Origin of the sequence: Streptomyces sp. SID5469, from assembly GCF_009862865.1 — a bacterium.
GTDB classification, from domain to species: Bacteria; Actinomycetota; Actinomycetes; order Streptomycetales; family Streptomycetaceae; genus Streptomyces; species Streptomyces avermitilis.
In genome coordinates this window covers 229471-247048 of record NZ_WWIN01000001.1, presented here as the reverse complement: position 1 = coordinate 247048, position 17578 = coordinate 229471, and the positions used below count along the sequence as shown (strand labels likewise).

Sequence of the window (17578 nt, the reverse complement as noted above, 5' to 3'; positions counted from 1 at the left end):
ATTTCCCAGAGTTGTTCGCAGACTGTTGACTGCTACCCGTACGCGTTAATGAAGTACGCCAAAGCGGACGTAGCCGCATGAACGTGCGAGTGAAGCGGCGCCTGTCGCTATATCAGATTCCCGTTTTTCACGCCCTCTTGACGGCACCCGTGTCGCCGGAGGGTGGTTATTCACGAGTTCACAAGAGGGGAGGGCGGGGTGTACGCGGTGCTACGGCCATACCCCCATGGGGCAGACTGTTTGCCACGCGCGGAAGCCTCGGTGACCCTCGGGTCACTGCTGGGAGTACGGGAGTTGGCGCTCCCTCTCTCGGGTTCGGGCCAAGCGCGCCCTAACTGAATACGTATTGAGCACTCAGGCCGCTCACCCGCCCGCTCCGGTTCCCGGGGCGGGTCATGAGGGAGGGCTGCTCCGCAAGGGGCGCCCTCACTCATCTCCACCTTCACAGGGACTCAGACGAGCCCTACGAACCGGGAGTTGAGATGTCTCCATCCAGCAGTAGCCGAAAAAAGCGACGGCGGCTGATCGTTTCCGCCGTCACGGCGAACGGCGCGGGTGCCGTCGCCGGCGTTGCCGCGCAGGCCGCCATCTCCGACCCCTTCTTCAGTGCGCTGGTCGCCGCCTTCGTCGCAGGCGTCGTCGGCGATCTCCTGCTGCAGGTCACACGCACCCGCAACGGCGCCCTCGGCGACGCGGCCCGTCCGGGCGAGCACGGTCGTGCCGGTCGTCGTGAACTCGACAACGGACACGGTGGGGACGACCGTGCCGCTCGCCATAAAACCGGCGACGGAAACGGCCGGGCGAGTGGAGCCCGCCCCGGATGCACGCGCTGCACCCGGCCCAGCCGGCAGGACGCCCACCCCGCCGCACCCCGGGTATCCCCGTCCGAGGCGGTAATGACGCCGCGTCACCTGTACCACCGTCACCTGCACCGCGGGGCAAAGCGGTTTACCCGCCGCGTCCACGAGCGCAACGCTCGGCACGGCCTGCGCCAGCCTAGGGGCACGCATGGCGCGTCCTGAGAAGGACATCCCGGCAGCCGCGCCGATGGAGGTGGCGGAGCTCGCCCGCGAACTGCGGGCGCTCCGCCGCTCCAGTGGCCTGACCTACAAGGACCTGTCCGACAAGTCTCACTACTCCTCCGCTGCGCTGTCGACCGCGGCATCCGGGAAGACAGTGCCCAAGTGGGAGGTCGTGGAGTCATTCGTCCGCGGCTGCGGCTTCACCGGCGACCTCACTACCTGGCAGCGCCTGCACAAGAACGCCCTGGCGCGCGCCAAGACTGAGGAGGCCGCGGGCAAGGTCAAGGTGCGCGCTGCCGAAGCCGAAACCGGTGAGCCTGACGGCGCCGACGAGCGGACCGAAGTGCATCACCCCCGCCTGCTCGGTGGCCTGCGCAAACCTGTCCCGGCCCCGGAAGCTGTCGTCCCCGCGCAGCCGGACGGTCTGCTGACCCTCGTGCAGCAGTTCATGGACGCCCACATGCAACTGGACGCCCGTCTTCCCGAGGATCCCCAGCGGGTCAGCAGTCTCACGGTCGACCACGTGCACACTGCGCTGGCGCTGTGCACCACTCCGCAGGACGTGCTGTCCGTCATGCGCGAGCTGGTGGCGGACAAGGGACTGACCATAGGGGCGCTGGAACGCCGCAGTCGCAAGTACTACCCGATATCCGGCGCGACCTTCGCCCACGTGCTCAACGGGGATGAACTGCCCACCACCGAGTGGCTGAACATATTCCTGCGGGCGTGCGGAGTCGACCAGGAGCGGACGCTGATCTGGCACTACACGGTGACTCGCATCAAGATCGCGAATCTGCGGCACCGGAAGACGCCGCCTCCGCTGACTGTCACTCCCGTGGAGCCCTCGATCAGCGCCGATTACATGAGGCGGCTTCTGGTCCTCACGGTGGGTGTGATGAGCGTGCTGGGGGCCACGGTTACGGCGGTCATCGCGACCATTCGGTGATCTCTCAGTGATATCCCGAAGGCCCCGGGCCTTGTCCGGTACGGGGCCTTCGGGTATCCGCGCGTGACTGAGCTTGTCCTACCTTCCAAGCGTGGGTCTTAGCTGGTCATTCGTAAGATCGGCGGACCCCTGGGGTTCTGGGTATGGCTGTGAGCTTGTCGCCGTTGGATGGCTCAAAGAACTTGGCCGCCCGGAGCCCCGCGACGACTCGACCGCTAATTGGGATACGCGACTTGATCGCTGTGTAGGACAACGTCGGCGAGGTCGTCTGCGGGATCGATTGTGACGACGAGCTGGCGGAGGTGACCCGTGCCCCAGATCTGGGCCGGAGTGGACATAGGCAAGGAACACCACCACTGCGTGGTGGTTGACGAACGCGGCGAACGCCTCCTTTCACGCCGGGTCTTCAACGACGAACCGGCCCTGCTGGAGCTGATCGCAGACGTACTCGCGCTCTGCGAGGACACCCTGTGGGCGGTGGACATCAACCACGGTGGCGCCGCCCTGCTCATCAGCCTCCTGCTCAGCCACGACCAGCCGATGGTCTACATCACCGGCCTGGCCGTGCATCAGGCGTCAGCCGCCTACCGCGGCCAGGGCAAGACGGACGAGAAGGACGCGTTCGTCATCGCCGACCAGGCACGCATGCGCCAGGACCTCGGTCTCCTGCGGCCCGGCGATGAGATAGCCATCGACCTGCGCACCTTGACCGCCCGCCGCCTCGACCTGGTCAACGACCGCACCCGTCAGACCAACCGGCTGCGGGCCCAACTCCTAGAGTTCTTCCCCGCGTTGGAGCGGGCGTTGAACCTGAGCAAAAAGGGTCCGGTCATGCTGCTGACCGGCTACCAGACGCCGACCGCGATCCGCCGCAGCGGGGCCAGGCGCATCGGAACCTGGCTAAAGAACCGCAAGGTGAAGAACGCCGCCGCGCTCGCCGAAACAGCTGTCGAGGCGGCCAGGTCCCAGCACACCGCACTGCCGGGAGAGACCCTCGCGGCCGCCGTGGTCGCCCGCATCGCCAAGGGCGTGCAGGCACTCGATCAGGAGATCGCCGAACTCGACGCGCTCATCGAAGCCCGGTTCAACGATCACCGACACGCGACGGTGATCCGCAGCCTGCCCGGCATGGGCACCCTCCTGGGCGCCGAATTCATCGCCGCCACCGGTGGCGACCTTGAGGCCTTCGGCACGGCAGATCGCCTGGCCTCCTTCGCCGGCCTGTCACCCGTGCCACGGGATTCCGGTCGTGTCAGCGGCAACATGCGCCGCCCGCGCCGTTACCACCGCGGCCTGCTCCGGGCCTTCTACCTCTCCGCAATGGCCAGTCTCAGAACGTGCGCCGCCTCCCAGGCCTACTACGGGCGCAAGCGGAACGAGGGCAAGGGACACAAGCAGGCCCTGCTCGCTCTGGCCCGTCGACGAGCCAACGTCTTGTGGGCCATGCTCCGCGACGGAGAGTGCTACGAGGTCCGACCAACCGTCACGGCAGCGACTTGACATCGTCATTGGGAAGTCCTACCTCGGCTTCCTCTCCGAACTCCTCCTGGCCGAGTGCGACGACCGGGCCCGACGCCGCTCCGAGCGGCGGATCAAGGCCGCCGGGTTTCCCCGCGACAAGTCGCTCCGCAAGTTCGACTTCGACGCGAACCCGAACATCGACGCTGCCTTGATCCACACCCTCGCCAAGTGCGAATGGATCAAGAAGAGCCTGCCGCTCTGCCTCATCGGTGACTCCGGCACCGGCAAGTCCCACCTGCTGATCGCACTCGGCACCGAAGCCGCGATGGCCGGCTACCGGGTCAAGTACGTTCTCGCGACCAAGCTCGTCAACGAGCTCGTCGAGGCCGCCGACGAGAAGCAGCTGACCAAGACCATCGCCCGCTACGGCCGCGTTGATCTTTTGTGCATCGACGAGCTCGGCTACATGGAGCTCGACCGGCGGGGCGCCGAGCTCCTCTTCCAGGTTCTGACGGAGCGGGAGGAGAAGAACAGCGTGGCCATCGCCTCGAACGAGTCGTTCTCTGGCTGGACCAAGACCTTCACCGACCCCCGCCTCTGCGCGGCCATCGTCGACCGTCTCACCTTCGGCGGCAACATCATCGAGACCGGCACGGACTCCTATCGCCTCGCCACCACCCGCGCCCGCGCCGAGCAGCAGGCCGTCGTCTGAGCGCTGAGCGGCGAGGAACCACCCGACCCTCAGTTCTCCATGAATCGCTGGCGCCAATACCCGCAAGCACTGAACGGAGTTGCCAGCATGAGGTGAGAGCTGAGGGAGACGGCCCTGCGGTCGAACTCGGCGTCCAACCTGGCAACGAGCCTGCCGAGGTCAGTCCGAGCACCACGGGGAAGCCACAGCAGCACGTCCTCCAGACGGTCGCGGGCTACCAGAGGATCACAGCAGCCGCAGCCCATCACCGGATCTGGCAGCACGCGCCCTGGTTGCCCCAGATACCACCGGCACTCCGCCAGGGCAGCGGCCACAGCCCCCGGCCACAGACGCTCCTCTTCCAACTTCCGGATCGCTACGCGAGTTGCCGCGGACACACCGCGGATCCGGCGAACGGGGACACCTCTTATGGGCCGCCAACGCTCAGCGCGCAGCCCCCTCGGACGCCTACGCGGCATCGGCCTTTCGGGTCAACATGCCGTCATCTTGCCACGGTCCGTACTACCCGCGCATGCGATCACTGCGAGCCCGCTCCGCTTCGAGTGCTCTTACTTCTCACCGATATCCCTGCACTCTCTGGACGACGAGTGATTCCGGAACTCACCAACATGTGCTCTCGCTCAAGACCTACGCAGCCACGCCGGTCATCGACGCCGAGGACGAGGCGCTCACGCGGGCCCGGCTGGTCCACGTCGATCAGTACTACCTGCGGGTGGACACCATCGCCGCGGCGAACGCGAAGCTGATCGAGGCGCAGGCGAAGGTGCCGATCGTGAAGTTCTGGGGTGAGGGCCTGCTGGCCTCAGTCGACGGGCTGCGGTTCGTCGTCCCGAAGCGGACCATCCACGCCGGGCCGTCGCCGAAGTACTACCACTTCACACTTCAAGCGCGGCATCACCTGACTGAACGCAGTAAATGACCAGGTCGCGGGTATTGGGCAGATGGCCGTGCCGGGCACGCCGCGCGACTCCCTGCACATCCTGGACGCGCTGCTGAACCTGGATGCCGGGGTGAAGCCGGAGATGGCCGCCACCGACAACGCCTCGTACTCCGACATGGTGTTCGGCCTGTTCACGATGCTGGGCTTCAACTTCTCGCCGCGCTTCAAGGACCTGGGCGACCAGCGGTTTCTGGCGGGCGGAGATGCCCGGTGCGGAGACCGGTGACTACCGGCCGCTGGAGGACCTGGCCCGCAACAAGGTCAACCTGACCAAGGTCACCACACACTGCCCGGAGATGCTGCGGGTCACCGGCTCACTGGTGACCGGGCAGGTCCGCGCGTACGACCTGCTGCGGATGTTCGGCCGCGAGGGGCGGCCGACCTCGCTGGGCCAGGCGTTCGCCGAGTACGGGCGCATCGCCAAGACCCTGCACCTGCTCCGGGTCGTCGACCCGGTCGACGACACCTACCGGCGCCAGATGAACCGGCAGCTCACCGTCCAGGAGTCACGGCACAAGCTCGCCCGCGACATCTGCCACGGCAAGCGCGGACAGATCATGCAGGCATACAGGACGGGGCAGGAGGACCAACTCGGCGCGCTCGGCCTGGTGGTCCTCAATGCCGCCGTGCTCTGGACAACGCGCTACCTCGACGCCGCCGTCGACCACCTGCGGGCCCTGCCGCCCGAGGAGCGGGAGCATGACGTCCTGAACGAGGACGTGGCCCGGGTCTCCCCGCTGAAGCACGCCAACCTCAACTGCCTGGGCCGCTACAGCTCGCCGCCCGCCCGCCACTCGAGGGCCTGCGCCCACTGCGTGACCCGGCGACCGTCCACCTCGACGAGGACGATGAGGGCACCGGCGAATGACGCGGCGTTAGGGCGAGTATCGGGTCGTGATCAAGGAGCATCGCAGCTTCCGGGGCGGGTGCCCGTCTGGGGTACGGGGCCCGGCGATCTGCGCTGCGCCGTGTGGACGCGGGTGACCGGAAGCGTTGCCGCAGGCAGGCAGGCAGGCAGTGGCGGAGGCCGAGGGCCCCGGCTGCGTGCCCGCCGGGATGGTGTGTCAGAGCATGGCGAGCCGGTCCACCAGCAGCTCCACCCTCGGCTCGGTGTCCTCCGGCGGCAGCCGTCCCGCCCGGGTCAGGGTCGCCAGGCCGTGCAGGGCCGCCCAGAACGTCTCGGTGAACAGCCCCGGGTGGACGCCGTTCCCGGCGACCTCGCCGAGGCTCTCCAGCAGCGCGGCGAAGGCGTCCTTGAGAGGTTCCGGGGTGTCCTCCTGCGCGTACGCCAGGCCGCCGTCGAGCTGGAACAAGGCGTCGTAGACCGCCGGGTTGCGTGCGGCGAAGTCGAGGTAGGCACGGGCGAGGGCGGCGACCCGCTCGCGCGGGCCGTCCGCGCTGGAGGCCGCGGCCCGCACCGCCACGGCCATCTCGGCAGCGCCCTCCAGGGCGACGGCGCCGATGATCTCGCGCTTGCCGCGGAAGTGGCTGTAGAGGACGGGCTGGCTGTACTCGATGCGCTCGGCGAGCCGGCGGGTGGTGACCGCGTCCCAGCCCTGCTGCTCGGCGAGTTCGCGGGCCGTCGCCACGATGAGGCGCTCGCGCTCCGCCCGTTCGCGCTGCTTGCGTTCCTGTACCGACATGATTCGATCCTAGCACTGCTAGACAATCAAGCGGCAGCAGTACTAGCGTTGCCTCATCAGCTAGCAACACTAGATGCCAGGGGGGTAATCATGTTCAACGCACTCGAGGTCGTCACCACCGTGATCATCGGCGTGATGGTGGGGGTGGAGTTCTCCGTCGCCTTCGTCATGAACCCGATCCTCAACGCACTCCCCGAGGACAGTGGCCAACTCGGCCATGCCCACGGGGGCCGGATGCTCGGCGCCGTGATGCCGGTCTGGTACATCGGCTCGCTCGTCCTCGTCGCGGTCTGGGCCATCGCGGGATGGCGCCACCACGGCACCGGCCTCGTCGTCACCGCCGGCGCGCTGCTGATGCTCAGCGTGATCATGTCGATTCTGCTGCTCGTCCCGATCAACAACCGGAACAAGACGTGGACCCCTGACAACCGGCCCGCCGACTGGAAGCAGCAGATGAACCGCTGGGAACGCTTCCACTACGTCCGCGTCGCCGTCATCATCGCCGCCTTCGCCCTGCTGGTCGCCGCCCTCACCTGATACCAAAGCCGCCCCGACCTGCGCTGATTCGCCCCGTTATATCGACGGCTTTCGCCCCGTCGGGGTGAGGGCGGCAGGGCTTCGGATTCCTGACCCCGCGGGCCGACGCCGCGCCGGTGGCGCACAATCCCCACTCCCCAGGCGGCAGCTGGCCACCGAAATCCCGACATCCGGGAATGCAGCTGCCGCTCAGATCCCACAGCGGCGATCCCGACAAACTACGCCCCTCGATCAGCCGCGTTCGCGCGGCCTGATCAGGCTCCACACGACTCAGCAAGCTTCATGAAGCTCACCAAGCTGACGAAGACTCGCAAGGAGAAGAACAATGTCGCTGAAGAAGATCAACACCGTCCTGGCCGCCGCCTTCATCCTCTTCATCCTCTGGTTCGGGGCGGAGTTCATCCTGAGCCCGGAGACGACGGCACCGGGCTTCGGCCTGCCGAGCTGGCCGTCCGGCGACGGCGACGGCTTCCTGATCATCAAGGGAATCCGCGACGTCGTCTTGGCCCTGGTCCTGGGCATCCTGCTGGTGACGGGCCACCGCCGGGCGCTGGGCTGGGCGCTGCTGGTGGAGGCCCTCGCCGCGTACGGCGACATGACCGCCGTGCTGGCCCACCACGGCTCCGTGGCCACCGCGCTCGGCGTCCACTGCCTGACCGCGACACTGATGGTGGTCAACGGCCTGCTGATAATGCGTGAGACCCGCAAGGTCGCGGCCGCTCCGGCGACGCCCGCCCCTCAGCCCGCCTAACGCCACCTTGGCGCCTTCCTCTCCTGGCTCGCCGACCGAGGCCGCACCATCGAACACTGCCAGCAGGCCGACGTCGACGCCTGGCACACGGAGAAGCTGGCCCCCCGGCGCCCGGCCCAGACTTAGGGACAGGGGGAGTGCCGAAGAAGCGCCCGAGGGCGATTTCGGCCTGCCCCAGAGGTTCCCGGAAGTTTGACGGCCGGTGCGCGTGCCGTCCGAGCAGCGCGGCCAGATCCTCTTCGAGCTCAGCCGTGGACGCCCATTGGCGCCGCCGGTTGAGCATCGCGAAGGCGAGGAGTGAGAGCTGCTGGAGTTCCCGCTCCAAGAGGTCATCGACCTGAGCGTCCCGCCCGCGGTGACGCCGGGTGCGGGACGACGGGCCGATAGCCTGAGGTGAGGAGCGGCCGGGCGTCAGCGGGGAGGGAGATCGTGAGCATGGTGGGGGGCCAGTGGCGGGGAGTCGTCGAACGGCTTGCGCAGCAACTCGGCGAAGCCCAGGCGGCCGGCCGGCGTGTGAAAGAGGCGAAGGCGACCGCGGCTCGCCAGAGCCCGAGCAGCACCGGCCTTGAACGCGCCGAGTACCAGCGCCGGCTGCGCGCGTATGTACAGACCCCCGAGCACAAGGCGGCGGGCCACGCCATCAGGGTCGCCGTGGCTCTGATGAAGGCGCACGACGCTGCCCTGCTGCGTTCGGCACACACACTGCTTGCCCGGCGCGCCAACGGAAAGCGCCCACCCCGGCGGTTGCCGCGGCCGCTTGTACTGCCCGGCGGTTATGCGTCTCAGTGGTGGATCAGCAGCATCGACTCCACGTACGCGGGCATCTGGCGGGCGATCCCGTCCCCCGGACCGGAGCTCCGGCTCGGCAGCACGAATGACCCGCTGGTGCAGGAGGTCGCCAAGCAGGCACGTCTGCTGCAGGCCAGCCACGTGGGATACCGAGGGCGCGACGACCTGTACGAGGCTTTCCACCCCGACGGCACGCGCGAGGGCGGCGAGCCGGTAGCGCCGATCCGCGGCCTGAGCCAGGAGACGAGCCGCCGCGCCAACCTCGCACTCGGCCGCGGTAATGGCATACGCATCCAGCCCTCCCGGATGGAGGAGGCCGGTCAGATGCACACCGACTACTTCGCCGTCTGGGACCGATCCCGCGCGTACGCGGCCGCCGTGCTCGCCCTGCTGCGGGCCCGCGCGTAACTCGACCGCTCGGACGAAGACGCGCCATCCTGCGGCGACTTCACCCGCAGACCGCGCACGTTCGGGGACGGGTGTGGCACCGTGGACTTCAGGCCTGGTCCGTCACTCCCCCCGTGGTGGCGGACCAGGCCTCATTGCGTGCTGGTGCCAGCGCCCGCTACGGCGGGGAGGTTGGGGCAAGGACCTGCCGCAGATCGGCGTACAGACGCAGCCGCACGCCGGGCTGGCCCGGATCCTGGGTGGTGCGGTCGGCAGTCGAGGTCGCCCACGTTTGGGCGATCGCGTTCTGGAAGGCGAGCACGGTTTCGTCGTCCATGCCCGCTACGTCGATCACGAGCAGGCCGGGTTCGGACAGATGCGTTTCTTGGATCGGGTCCACGTCTGTCAGTACGCGCTCGTGCACGGCGGGGTTCTCTGCAGGCGCCTGATTCACCCGACCGAGTTCGTCTCACGGACCCTCGGCAGACAGGGCGGCGGGAGACCTGTCACGGAGGCGGTGTCCTGCCGAAGCGTTCCGGCGAGCAGGCTCCGGAAGAAGGGGACGCATCGCGAGGGCGCTGGGTAGAGCACGTTGTGCTTGTAGCGGGCGCGGTCGGCGACTGCTTCGATCGCCAACGGCCTTCGTCGCCGCTGTGACCGGCAGTGGACCCCGAGGCATTTCAGCTGCCTTTGAAACATGGATTGACCATGATCGAGAACACGTAGGCGGGATGGAACCTTTCTTCGATTGCCCTGTTCACAAGACGTTCACAGCGGTTACTGTCTCGGTTCACTGATCAACTTGCGGGTGGGATCGCGCGTCACCGTGCTGGGGAGCGCGGCTGTGGCCTGCCTGGAAGCTGACGGTTTATCTGTTGGGCTGTGACCCGTGTGGGATGCGGGCCACTGGGGTGGGAGTTCGAGTGGCTGCTCGGCGTACGCGTTTTCTTTCGGCTGGTGTTGCAGGTGCAGTGCTGGCGGGTCTGCTGTCGACGATGTCGGTGGTTGCACCGCAGCAGGCGTTTGCGACGGCGGATGATCCGACGCCGGTCGTGCCGTCGCAGTCGCTGGGGTCCGTTCCCGCGCAGCAGGCGGAAGAAGTGGGTAAGGCGCTCCCTGACCCGAAGTGGCCCAACGCTGCCGAGGCGACGGTGGATCTGTCGCAGGCAGCGCCCGGGGATCCCGGCACGGTGACCCCGTCGCCGACTACCACGGGCAGCGAGAACAGCACTCAGGTCGGTGACGTCGTGGACGTTGCTCCGGCTCCGGATCCTGTGGGCGCCACCACGCAGCTGTCGGCGCAACGGCGTGCGGACGGCGACGTCTCACCGAGCCCTAGCGCCTCCAGTAGCACTGACGCAAGCACCTCGCCAAGCCCCGAGGCCAGCACTAGTTCCTCACCACAGCCCCCGGATTCTGTCACGTCCGAGCCCGACCAGGACCCGGTGTCGCCGGATCAGGTCCAGGTGCGAGTACTGGACCATCAGACCGTAGAGCCGGCGGGCGGGATCGGTCTTGGGTTGCAGGTGAACCGGACCGACGGGGTGAATGCCCCGGGGCAGGTGCAAGTCGATGTCGACTACTCGGGTTTCCAGTACGCCTACGGTGCCGACTTCGCCTCGCGTCTTCGACTGGTGAAACTGCCCGCGTGTGCGTTGCAGACCCCGGAGGCGGAGGGCTGCACCGATCGCGAGTTCGTGCCGGTGGATAACGACACCGCGACAGGGACCCTGACTGCCACGGTCACCGCGGCCGCGGACACGGAAGTCTCGGGTGCCTCAACCCAGCTGATGCGCGAGGCCAGTGCGAGCGGCGCGAGTGTGTACACGCTAGCGTCGGGGTCATCGTCGGATGCCGGTGACTACCGGGCGTCGACGCTGTCGCCGACCGGTTCGTGGGAGGTGTCCACTGGTTCAGGTGCGTTCACCTACAACGTGCCCATCCAGCTGCCGAAGCCGCCGATGGGCTCAGCGCCGTCGCTGTCACTGTCGTACAACTCGCAGTCGGTCGACGGCCGTACCTCCGCCTCGAACAACCAGGCATCCTGGGCGGGCATGGGCTGGGACCTCAACGTTGGCTACATCGAGCGCCGCTACCGCAACTGCTCCGAGGACGGCCTGCCGACCATCGGCGACATGTGCTGGGACTCTCCGAACTCGGCCAAGGAACCGTCCGGCGCGGTCTACGTCATCAACCTCAACGGTGTCACCTCGGAGCTGATCCAGGACAACACCGGTAGCGGCGCCTACCACCTCAAGAATGATCCGGGCTGGCGCGTGCAGCGCCTGTTCGATGGGTATGGCGCGGGCCGGGACGGCGAGTACTGGGTGATCTCCACCCAGGACGGGCAGCGCTACTACTTCGGCTGGGGCCGCTCTGAGCGCACCGGTACCGCTACCGCCTCGGTCTTCACTGAGCCGGTGGTCGGCAATGACACGGGCGAACCGTGCCATGACCAGTTCCCGGAGCCGTGCACTCAGGCCTGGCGCTGGAGCCTGGATAGGGCGGTGGATGCCAACGAGGTCGAGACCATGTACTTCTATGACAAGGAGTACAACCACTACCGTTCCGTCGCCAACTCCGACAAGGCCCGCGAGTACGTCTCCAGTGGCTATGTGAAGGAGATCCAGTACGGCTGGTCCTCGCAGATCCCCGACGGCAAGCTGCCGGCGAAGGTCGAACTCAGCCACGTCAACCGGTGCATCGAGCGCGTACAGGAAAATGATCCCCTCCGCGACGAACCCGCCACCTGCCCCACCTTCGACGACAAACCGACCTCGTATCCGGACGTGCCGGTCGACCTGATGTGTGACGGCACATCGGCCGACTACAACTGCGCGGGCAAGACGTACTACCCGACGTTCTTCTCCACGGACATGCTGTGGGACGTCAAGACGTACGTCAGCGACCAGGACGGCACGGGCTGGGACCTGGTCGAGCAGTACCAGAACAAATACGGCATGCCCAACCCCGACGGCACGATCGGCAAGACCCTCTGGCTCGACTACATCCAGCGCAAGACCTACGGCGACGGCGACGACATCGTCTTGCCGGTCATCAACTTCAACCGGACCGACCTCGACAACAAGGTCGGCTCCGCAGAACTGAACTTCCCCCGCATCCAGGAGATCCACGGCGACCTCGGCGCCACCACTAAGGTCTCCTACGGCTTCGCCAACGCCTGCGACATCGACCACCTGCCGACCCAGGCCTCCAACACACAGGACTGCTACTGGCAGAAGTGGACCCCGGAAGGGGAGACGGAGTCGAAAACCGGCTGGTTCAAGAAATTCCTGGTGACCAAGGTCGAAGTCGACCCGACCGTCACGACCAACCAGGACGGCGCGCCAGTGATGACCACCTCGTACACCTACGAGGGCGGGGCAGGCTGGCGCTTCACCGGTGATCCGCTGGTCAAGGACGAGGACGAGTCCTGGTCCGACTGGCGCGGCTACCAGGAGACGCAGGTCACCACCGGCGCGGACACTGGGCAGAAGACCAAGAAGTACTGGCTCTACCGAGGCCTGGACGGAGACCGTACCTCCAAGACGGACACGTCGGCGACGAAGACAGTCACGGTCAATGATGGTGACGGAAACAACTACGCCGACCACGCCTGGCTGGCCGGCCACACCCTCTCGACATCGCTGCGCGATGACACTGACATCTCGCACGAGCGCACCTACCACACGTACTGGAGCCACAACACCGCCCAGTACGACGGCCTGCCCGACGCCCACTTCGTGCGCGAATCCAAGTCCACCACCAACACCAAGATCAGCGGCGGCTGGCGCGAGCACGTCGTAGAGAACGAGTACGACGACAGCGAGGCAGCTTCCACCACGTTCGGCCTGCCCATGCGCACCGACGACTGGGGCCAGAGCAATGTCTCCGACAACCGTTGCACCACCTACGGGCGTGCCTACAACACTGACAATTACGACTCCACCGGCGCCCAGCGCTGGACCGTAGTGCAAGACCAGGTCAAGCACTACTCCGTGGGCTGCTCCAGCATCGCCGACAGCAACCAGGACGGCTACACCTCCACCCTCTACGACAACGCCACCAGCATCGACGCCAACAAGCCGGTCGACGGCAACGCGACCGAGGTCCGCACGTACACGAAGGCGGGCAGATACCGCTCCAGCTGGACCGGCTACGACAAGGCGGGCCGCATCGTCTGGAGCGAGGACGGCAAACACAACCGCAGCACCATCACCTACAGCCCAGCCAACACATGGCCGATGAATGGCATCACCTCCACCAGCCCGGACCCGGATGGCACCGCGACGGCCCGCGGCCCCCTCACCTTCACCGAGTGGACGTCCCGGTTCTGGGCCACGCCGACCACCAGCAAAGACGCCAACGGCAACATCACCAAAGTCACACTCGACGCAGCCGGACGCCCCGTAGAGGTGTGGAAGCCGACGGAGACCGGCAGCTCACCGTCGATGAAGTTCAGCTACACCATCCCCACCTCCACCAACAGCGCCGGAGTCCCGGACTCGGCCGACGGCTACCCCCACGTAGCCTCACACACCCTGCAGTCCGGAAGTACCTATCTGGTCTCCCATGCCTACACCGACGGTCTGGGCCGGGCCCGGGAAACGCAGACGCCTCTGCCATCCGACGTGGACCCTGCGACCAAACAGATCGTGCCGTTCCGACAGGTCGCCGTCACCCGCTACGACTCGGCCGGACAAGTCACCGGCGCCTCCGCGGTCTTCCGTAACCAGGGAACGGCTGGCTCCGGCGGCCCCTCAAGCCCGCAGCCCTCCGACCTGCCCTCCTACAGCGACCTGGTCCTGGACTGGGCCGGCCGCACCGTGTCCTCGCAGATCCAGGTCAAGGGCACACCCCAAAAGGCAGGGCGGGTCGACACCTCCTACCTGGGCGACTACACCAGCGTGACACCGGTCGACAGCACAGCGACCGACACCTACACCGACGTGTACGGACAGGTGTCCAAAGTCGTCGAGCACACCGCGAGCTCGGCTTACACCACCGCGTACGGCTACACCGCCAAGGGCGAACTCGCTCAGATCACCGATCCCCGCGGCAACAACACCCTGTACACCTACGACTGGGCCGCACAGCGCAAGACCACCGACGACCCGGACGCCGGCCTCTCCAGCAGCGAGTACAACGAGAACGGCCAAGTCAGCCAGACCACCGCCACCACCAACGACGTCCAGACCGTCCTCACCTACGGCTACGACAACCTGAGCCGCGCGACATCTGTCAGGAGCGGCGCCGACGAACTGGCCGCCTGGGTCTGGGACGACCCCGCAGCCACCGGCGGCAAGGGACAGATCACCTCCGCGGTCAGCCGCGATGCGAGCGGCAACACCTACACCACCAAGACCGGCAAGTTCGACGAGCGCGGCCGACCACTGAACACCACGGTCACGCTGCCGACCACTGTCAACGGCCTCGCAGGCGACTACACCACATCGGTCACCTACGACGCAGCCGACCACATCACCTCGGTTTCCTACCCCGCGGCCGGCAAGCTCGCCGCGGAGAAGGTGACCACCACTTACGACGACTACGGGCAGCCCACCCGTCTTACCAGCAGCCTGGGCGGCACGGCCTACATCGACAACACGACCTACGACGCCTATGGCCGACTGGTAGAACGTGACTACGGGGCCGAGTTCGGCGGCAACGGCATCCAGGCCCAGCGGCAGTACGGCTACGACGACAGCAACGGCACCCGCTGGCTGAGGTCCATCGCCACAACCACCACGATCAACGACCTGGTCAGCGAGGCACAGAAGGACACCTACCTCTACGACAACACCGGCAAGCTCACCGAACTGCGCGAACAGGCCAGCGGACAGACTGCCCAGTCACAGTGCCTCCGTTACGACGACCAGTCCCGCCTCACCCTCGCCTACACCCACACCACTGCCGGCAACTGCGCCGACACCACAAAGACCACCTCTGACTTCAAGGGCACCTCCCCCTACCAGACCGGCTACACCTACGACCGCCTCGGCAATCTCCAGTCGGTCACCGACACCAACTCGGCCGGTGCGGCGACCACCCGCGACTACCTCTACCCCGGATACGACGACGCCGGTACTTGGACCACTGCCAACGCCGACCAGCCCCACGGTGTCCGCAAAATCAACAAAGTCAGCGCAGGTACCACCACGGCAGCGGGTACATACACGTATTACGCCGACGGGGCGATGAAGCAGCGCGTCGAAGGCAGTACGACAACTGACTACACCTGGAGCCGGCTCGGCCGACTCGCCACGGTCAAAACCACCAAGACCAGCGGCAGCGACCTCACCCGCTACACCTACGACGCCAGCGGCAACCTCCTCGTCCGCACCACCCCGCAGGAAACCGTCGCCTCCATCGGCGGCACAGAACTGCGCACCACCGACGGCATCAGCGCCACCGCGACGCGCTACTACAGCTTCGGCGCAACAACCGTCGCCATGCGCACCACCGACGGCAACAACACCGTCAACGGCAAGATCACCTACCTGATGGGAGACACGCAAGCCTCCACCCAGATCGCCGTCGACGCCGCCACGGGCACCGCAACCCGCCGCAGGTACACCCCCTTCGGTGACGAACGCAGTGGCAGCCTGCCGACCGGCACCAACCACGGCTTCCTCGGCAAAACAGAGGACACCAACACCGGCCTGTCCCTCCTCGGCGCTCGCGCCTACGACCCCAGCCTCGGACGCTTCCTCAGCCCCGACCCCCTCAGCACGCCCTACGACCCGCAGAACCTCTCTGCCTACAGCTACAGCGGCAACGATCCCATCAATTACTCCGACCCGTCCGGGCTGATCAAGCTGAATTCGGACGGCACGCAATGCAGCGACGGATGGCAGAAGTGCGGACCAGGCACTGTCGGAGGCGGTGGGGACACCCCCACACCCGCTCCCACGGTCCAAGACCAGCTTGTCGATCTGCTTCCGCGAGAAGAAAACGGCTGGGACGCAGACCGCTTGGCCCAGGTATGGGTGCACTACGGCCAAACGACACAGGGCGGCGGCTACTGGGATGCCCCGGTCGGCGACGGAGACCGGACCGGCATGGCGTGTTTCGGCCGCACCGCCTGCTCCGAGGCCTTCCGCGTCTGGAAGGAGACCCACGACTTCGCAAAAGCGAAGAGAGTCGCAGCCACCTTCTGCGTAGAGAACCCAAAGCGCTGCGGTGCCGACAACGGCGCCTATGACTCCATGAAGGAAGCATCCGAAGCAGTACCCATTTTGCTCGCTGGCGAAATGGGTGCCGCATTCAGCAAGGTCCTCAAGGCCCGCGGATGCAGCTTCAAACCGACCACCCGCGTGTTGATGAAGGACGGGAAGACCAAACCCCTTGGCAAAATTAAGCCTGGGGACCTAGTCGAGGCCGCAGACCCAACATCCGGACACCATAGAGAAGTCAGGGAAGTCACCGCGGTTCACCTCAACCACGACGACGACCTTGTTGATCTGAGCATCCGAGGCCTTGACGGACGAATCCAAACCCTGCACACCACTGCGCGCCACCGGATCTGGGACGACACGGCGCAGGTTTGGGAGCAAGCCGGGCGGCTGATCACGGGCCACAAGGTCAACACTTCAGGCAACCAGCACGCCACAATCACCTCTGTGCTTGCTCAGCGCGGTGCAGCAGACATGTACGACCTCACCGTCGAAGGCCTTCACACGTACTATGTGCTGGCGGGCGAGACTCCGGTCCTCGTTCACAACGGCAGCTGTTGGAGCTCCACCAACAGGAAGACGTCCGTCAAGAACGCCTTCGGGCACTGGAAGAAGCACAAGTCAGAATTCCCGAACCTCAATAACGCGAAAGAATACGTGGAGGCGGGTACCGATTTCCTGCGCAGCACCGATCCAAGCGTACTGACGCGAACGCGAGCGAACGGGGATGTGATTCGCTTCAATCCAGCCACGGATGAGTTCGGCGTCATGGATCCATCAGGGGTGCCGCGCACGTACTTCAAGCCAGACCCTGCATCTCACGGGTACCCGACGAATCTGGACTACTTCAATGCCCAGTGACACCTACATGCACTGCCGAGTCTGTGGCCTTCTGCAGGGCGACCCCCCTTGGGGGGAAGACGGGAAGGCGCCCAGCTACGAGATTTGCGACTGTTGCGGGGTTGAGTTTGGGTACGAAGACTCAACCCCCACGGGAGTAATTCGAGCTAGGGGTAAATGGGAGAAGTCTGGATTCCAATGGGTGAATCCATCTGCTCGCCCTGATGACTGGGAGGTCGACGTGCAGCTGGCGAGGGCCATGCACTTCGACGATCGTTAGGAATCCGAGGCCTGGCGGCCTTGCCGTTCTTGGCCTGACAACCGCGCCGGGACGGGAGTCATCAGGTGATCGCGGACTTCGTGCGGTCCGGCGGG

9 protein-coding genes and 2 pseudogenes are annotated in these 17578 nt (G+C 66.3%); 8 read left to right on the top strand and 3 right to left on the bottom strand.

The genetic code is table 11. The features are described 5' to 3' along the window. Positions 1-452: 452 nt before the first annotated feature. Positions 453-749, bottom strand: a complete 297-nt coding sequence (locus GTY58_RS01085; protein WP_137951561.1) for a hypothetical protein — start codon at positions 747-749, stop codon at positions 453-455. 259 nt (positions 750-1008) lie between these two features. Between GTY58_RS01085 and GTY58_RS01080 the strand changes: the two genes are divergently transcribed. The 4 genes and pseudogenes from GTY58_RS01080 to GTY58_RS01065 all read left to right on the top strand — a co-directional run. Next, on the top strand, positions 1009-1968 hold the full coding sequence (locus GTY58_RS01080) for a helix-turn-helix transcriptional regulator (protein WP_010981646.1): 960 nt from the start codon (positions 1009-1011) through the stop codon (positions 1966-1968). 309 nt (positions 1969-2277) lie between these two features. Further along, positions 2278-3468 (top strand): IS110 family transposase, encoded by a 1191-nt coding sequence (locus tag GTY58_RS01075; RefSeq protein ID WP_010981645.1) that lies wholly within the window; start codon positions 2278-2280, stop codon positions 3466-3468. Positions 3469-3484: 16 nt separating this feature from the next. Beyond that, positions 3485-4141: pseudogene (gene istB, locus GTY58_RS01070) on the top strand (IS21-like element helper ATPase IstB); the annotation flags it as partial. Positions 4142-4805: 664 nt separating this feature from the next. Continuing rightward, a pseudogene (locus tag GTY58_RS01065) lies at positions 4806-5949 on the top strand (transposase); the annotation flags it as partial. 196 nt (positions 5950-6145) lie between these two features. On the opposite strand, the gene GTY58_RS01060 reads toward GTY58_RS01065, so the two are convergent. Next, entirely contained in the window at positions 6146-6724 is a 579-nt protein-coding gene (locus GTY58_RS01060; protein ID WP_010981641.1) for a TetR/AcrR family transcriptional regulator, read from the bottom strand. Between the two features lie 90 nt (positions 6725-6814). Between GTY58_RS01060 and GTY58_RS01055 the strand changes: the two genes are divergently transcribed. From GTY58_RS01055 to GTY58_RS01045, 3 genes are all read left to right on the top strand, one after another. Continuing rightward, complete coding sequence (locus GTY58_RS01055; protein ID WP_010981640.1) at positions 6815-7261, top strand: DUF1772 domain-containing protein; 447 nt, start codon at positions 6815-6817, stop codon at positions 7259-7261. Positions 7262-7586: 325 nt separating this feature from the next. Beyond that, on the top strand, positions 7587-8012 hold the full coding sequence (locus tag GTY58_RS01050; protein WP_010981639.1) for a DUF4267 domain-containing protein: 426 nt from the start codon (positions 7587-7589) through the stop codon (positions 8010-8012). Positions 8013-8447: 435 nt separating this feature from the next. Beyond that, positions 8448-9209 carry a hypothetical protein gene (locus GTY58_RS01045; RefSeq protein WP_010981638.1) on the top strand — a complete coding sequence of 254 codons (762 nt, stop codon included), beginning with the start codon at positions 8448-8450 and terminating at the stop codon, positions 9207-9209. A 157-nt stretch (positions 9210-9366) separates the two neighbouring features. Here GTY58_RS01045 and GTY58_RS01040 read toward each other — a convergent pair whose 3' ends face one another. Continuing rightward, positions 9367-9588, bottom strand: a complete 222-nt coding sequence (locus GTY58_RS01040) for a DUF6207 family protein (protein WP_037651062.1) — start codon at positions 9586-9588, stop codon at positions 9367-9369. 571 nt (positions 9589-10159) lie between these two features. Here GTY58_RS01040 and GTY58_RS01035 point away from each other — a divergent pair. After that, a complete protein-coding gene (locus GTY58_RS01035) occupies positions 10160-17224 on the top strand; it encodes an RHS repeat-associated core domain-containing protein (RefSeq protein ID WP_242432095.1) in 7065 nt (2354 codons plus the stop codon). Positions 17225-17578 lie beyond the last annotated feature (354 nt).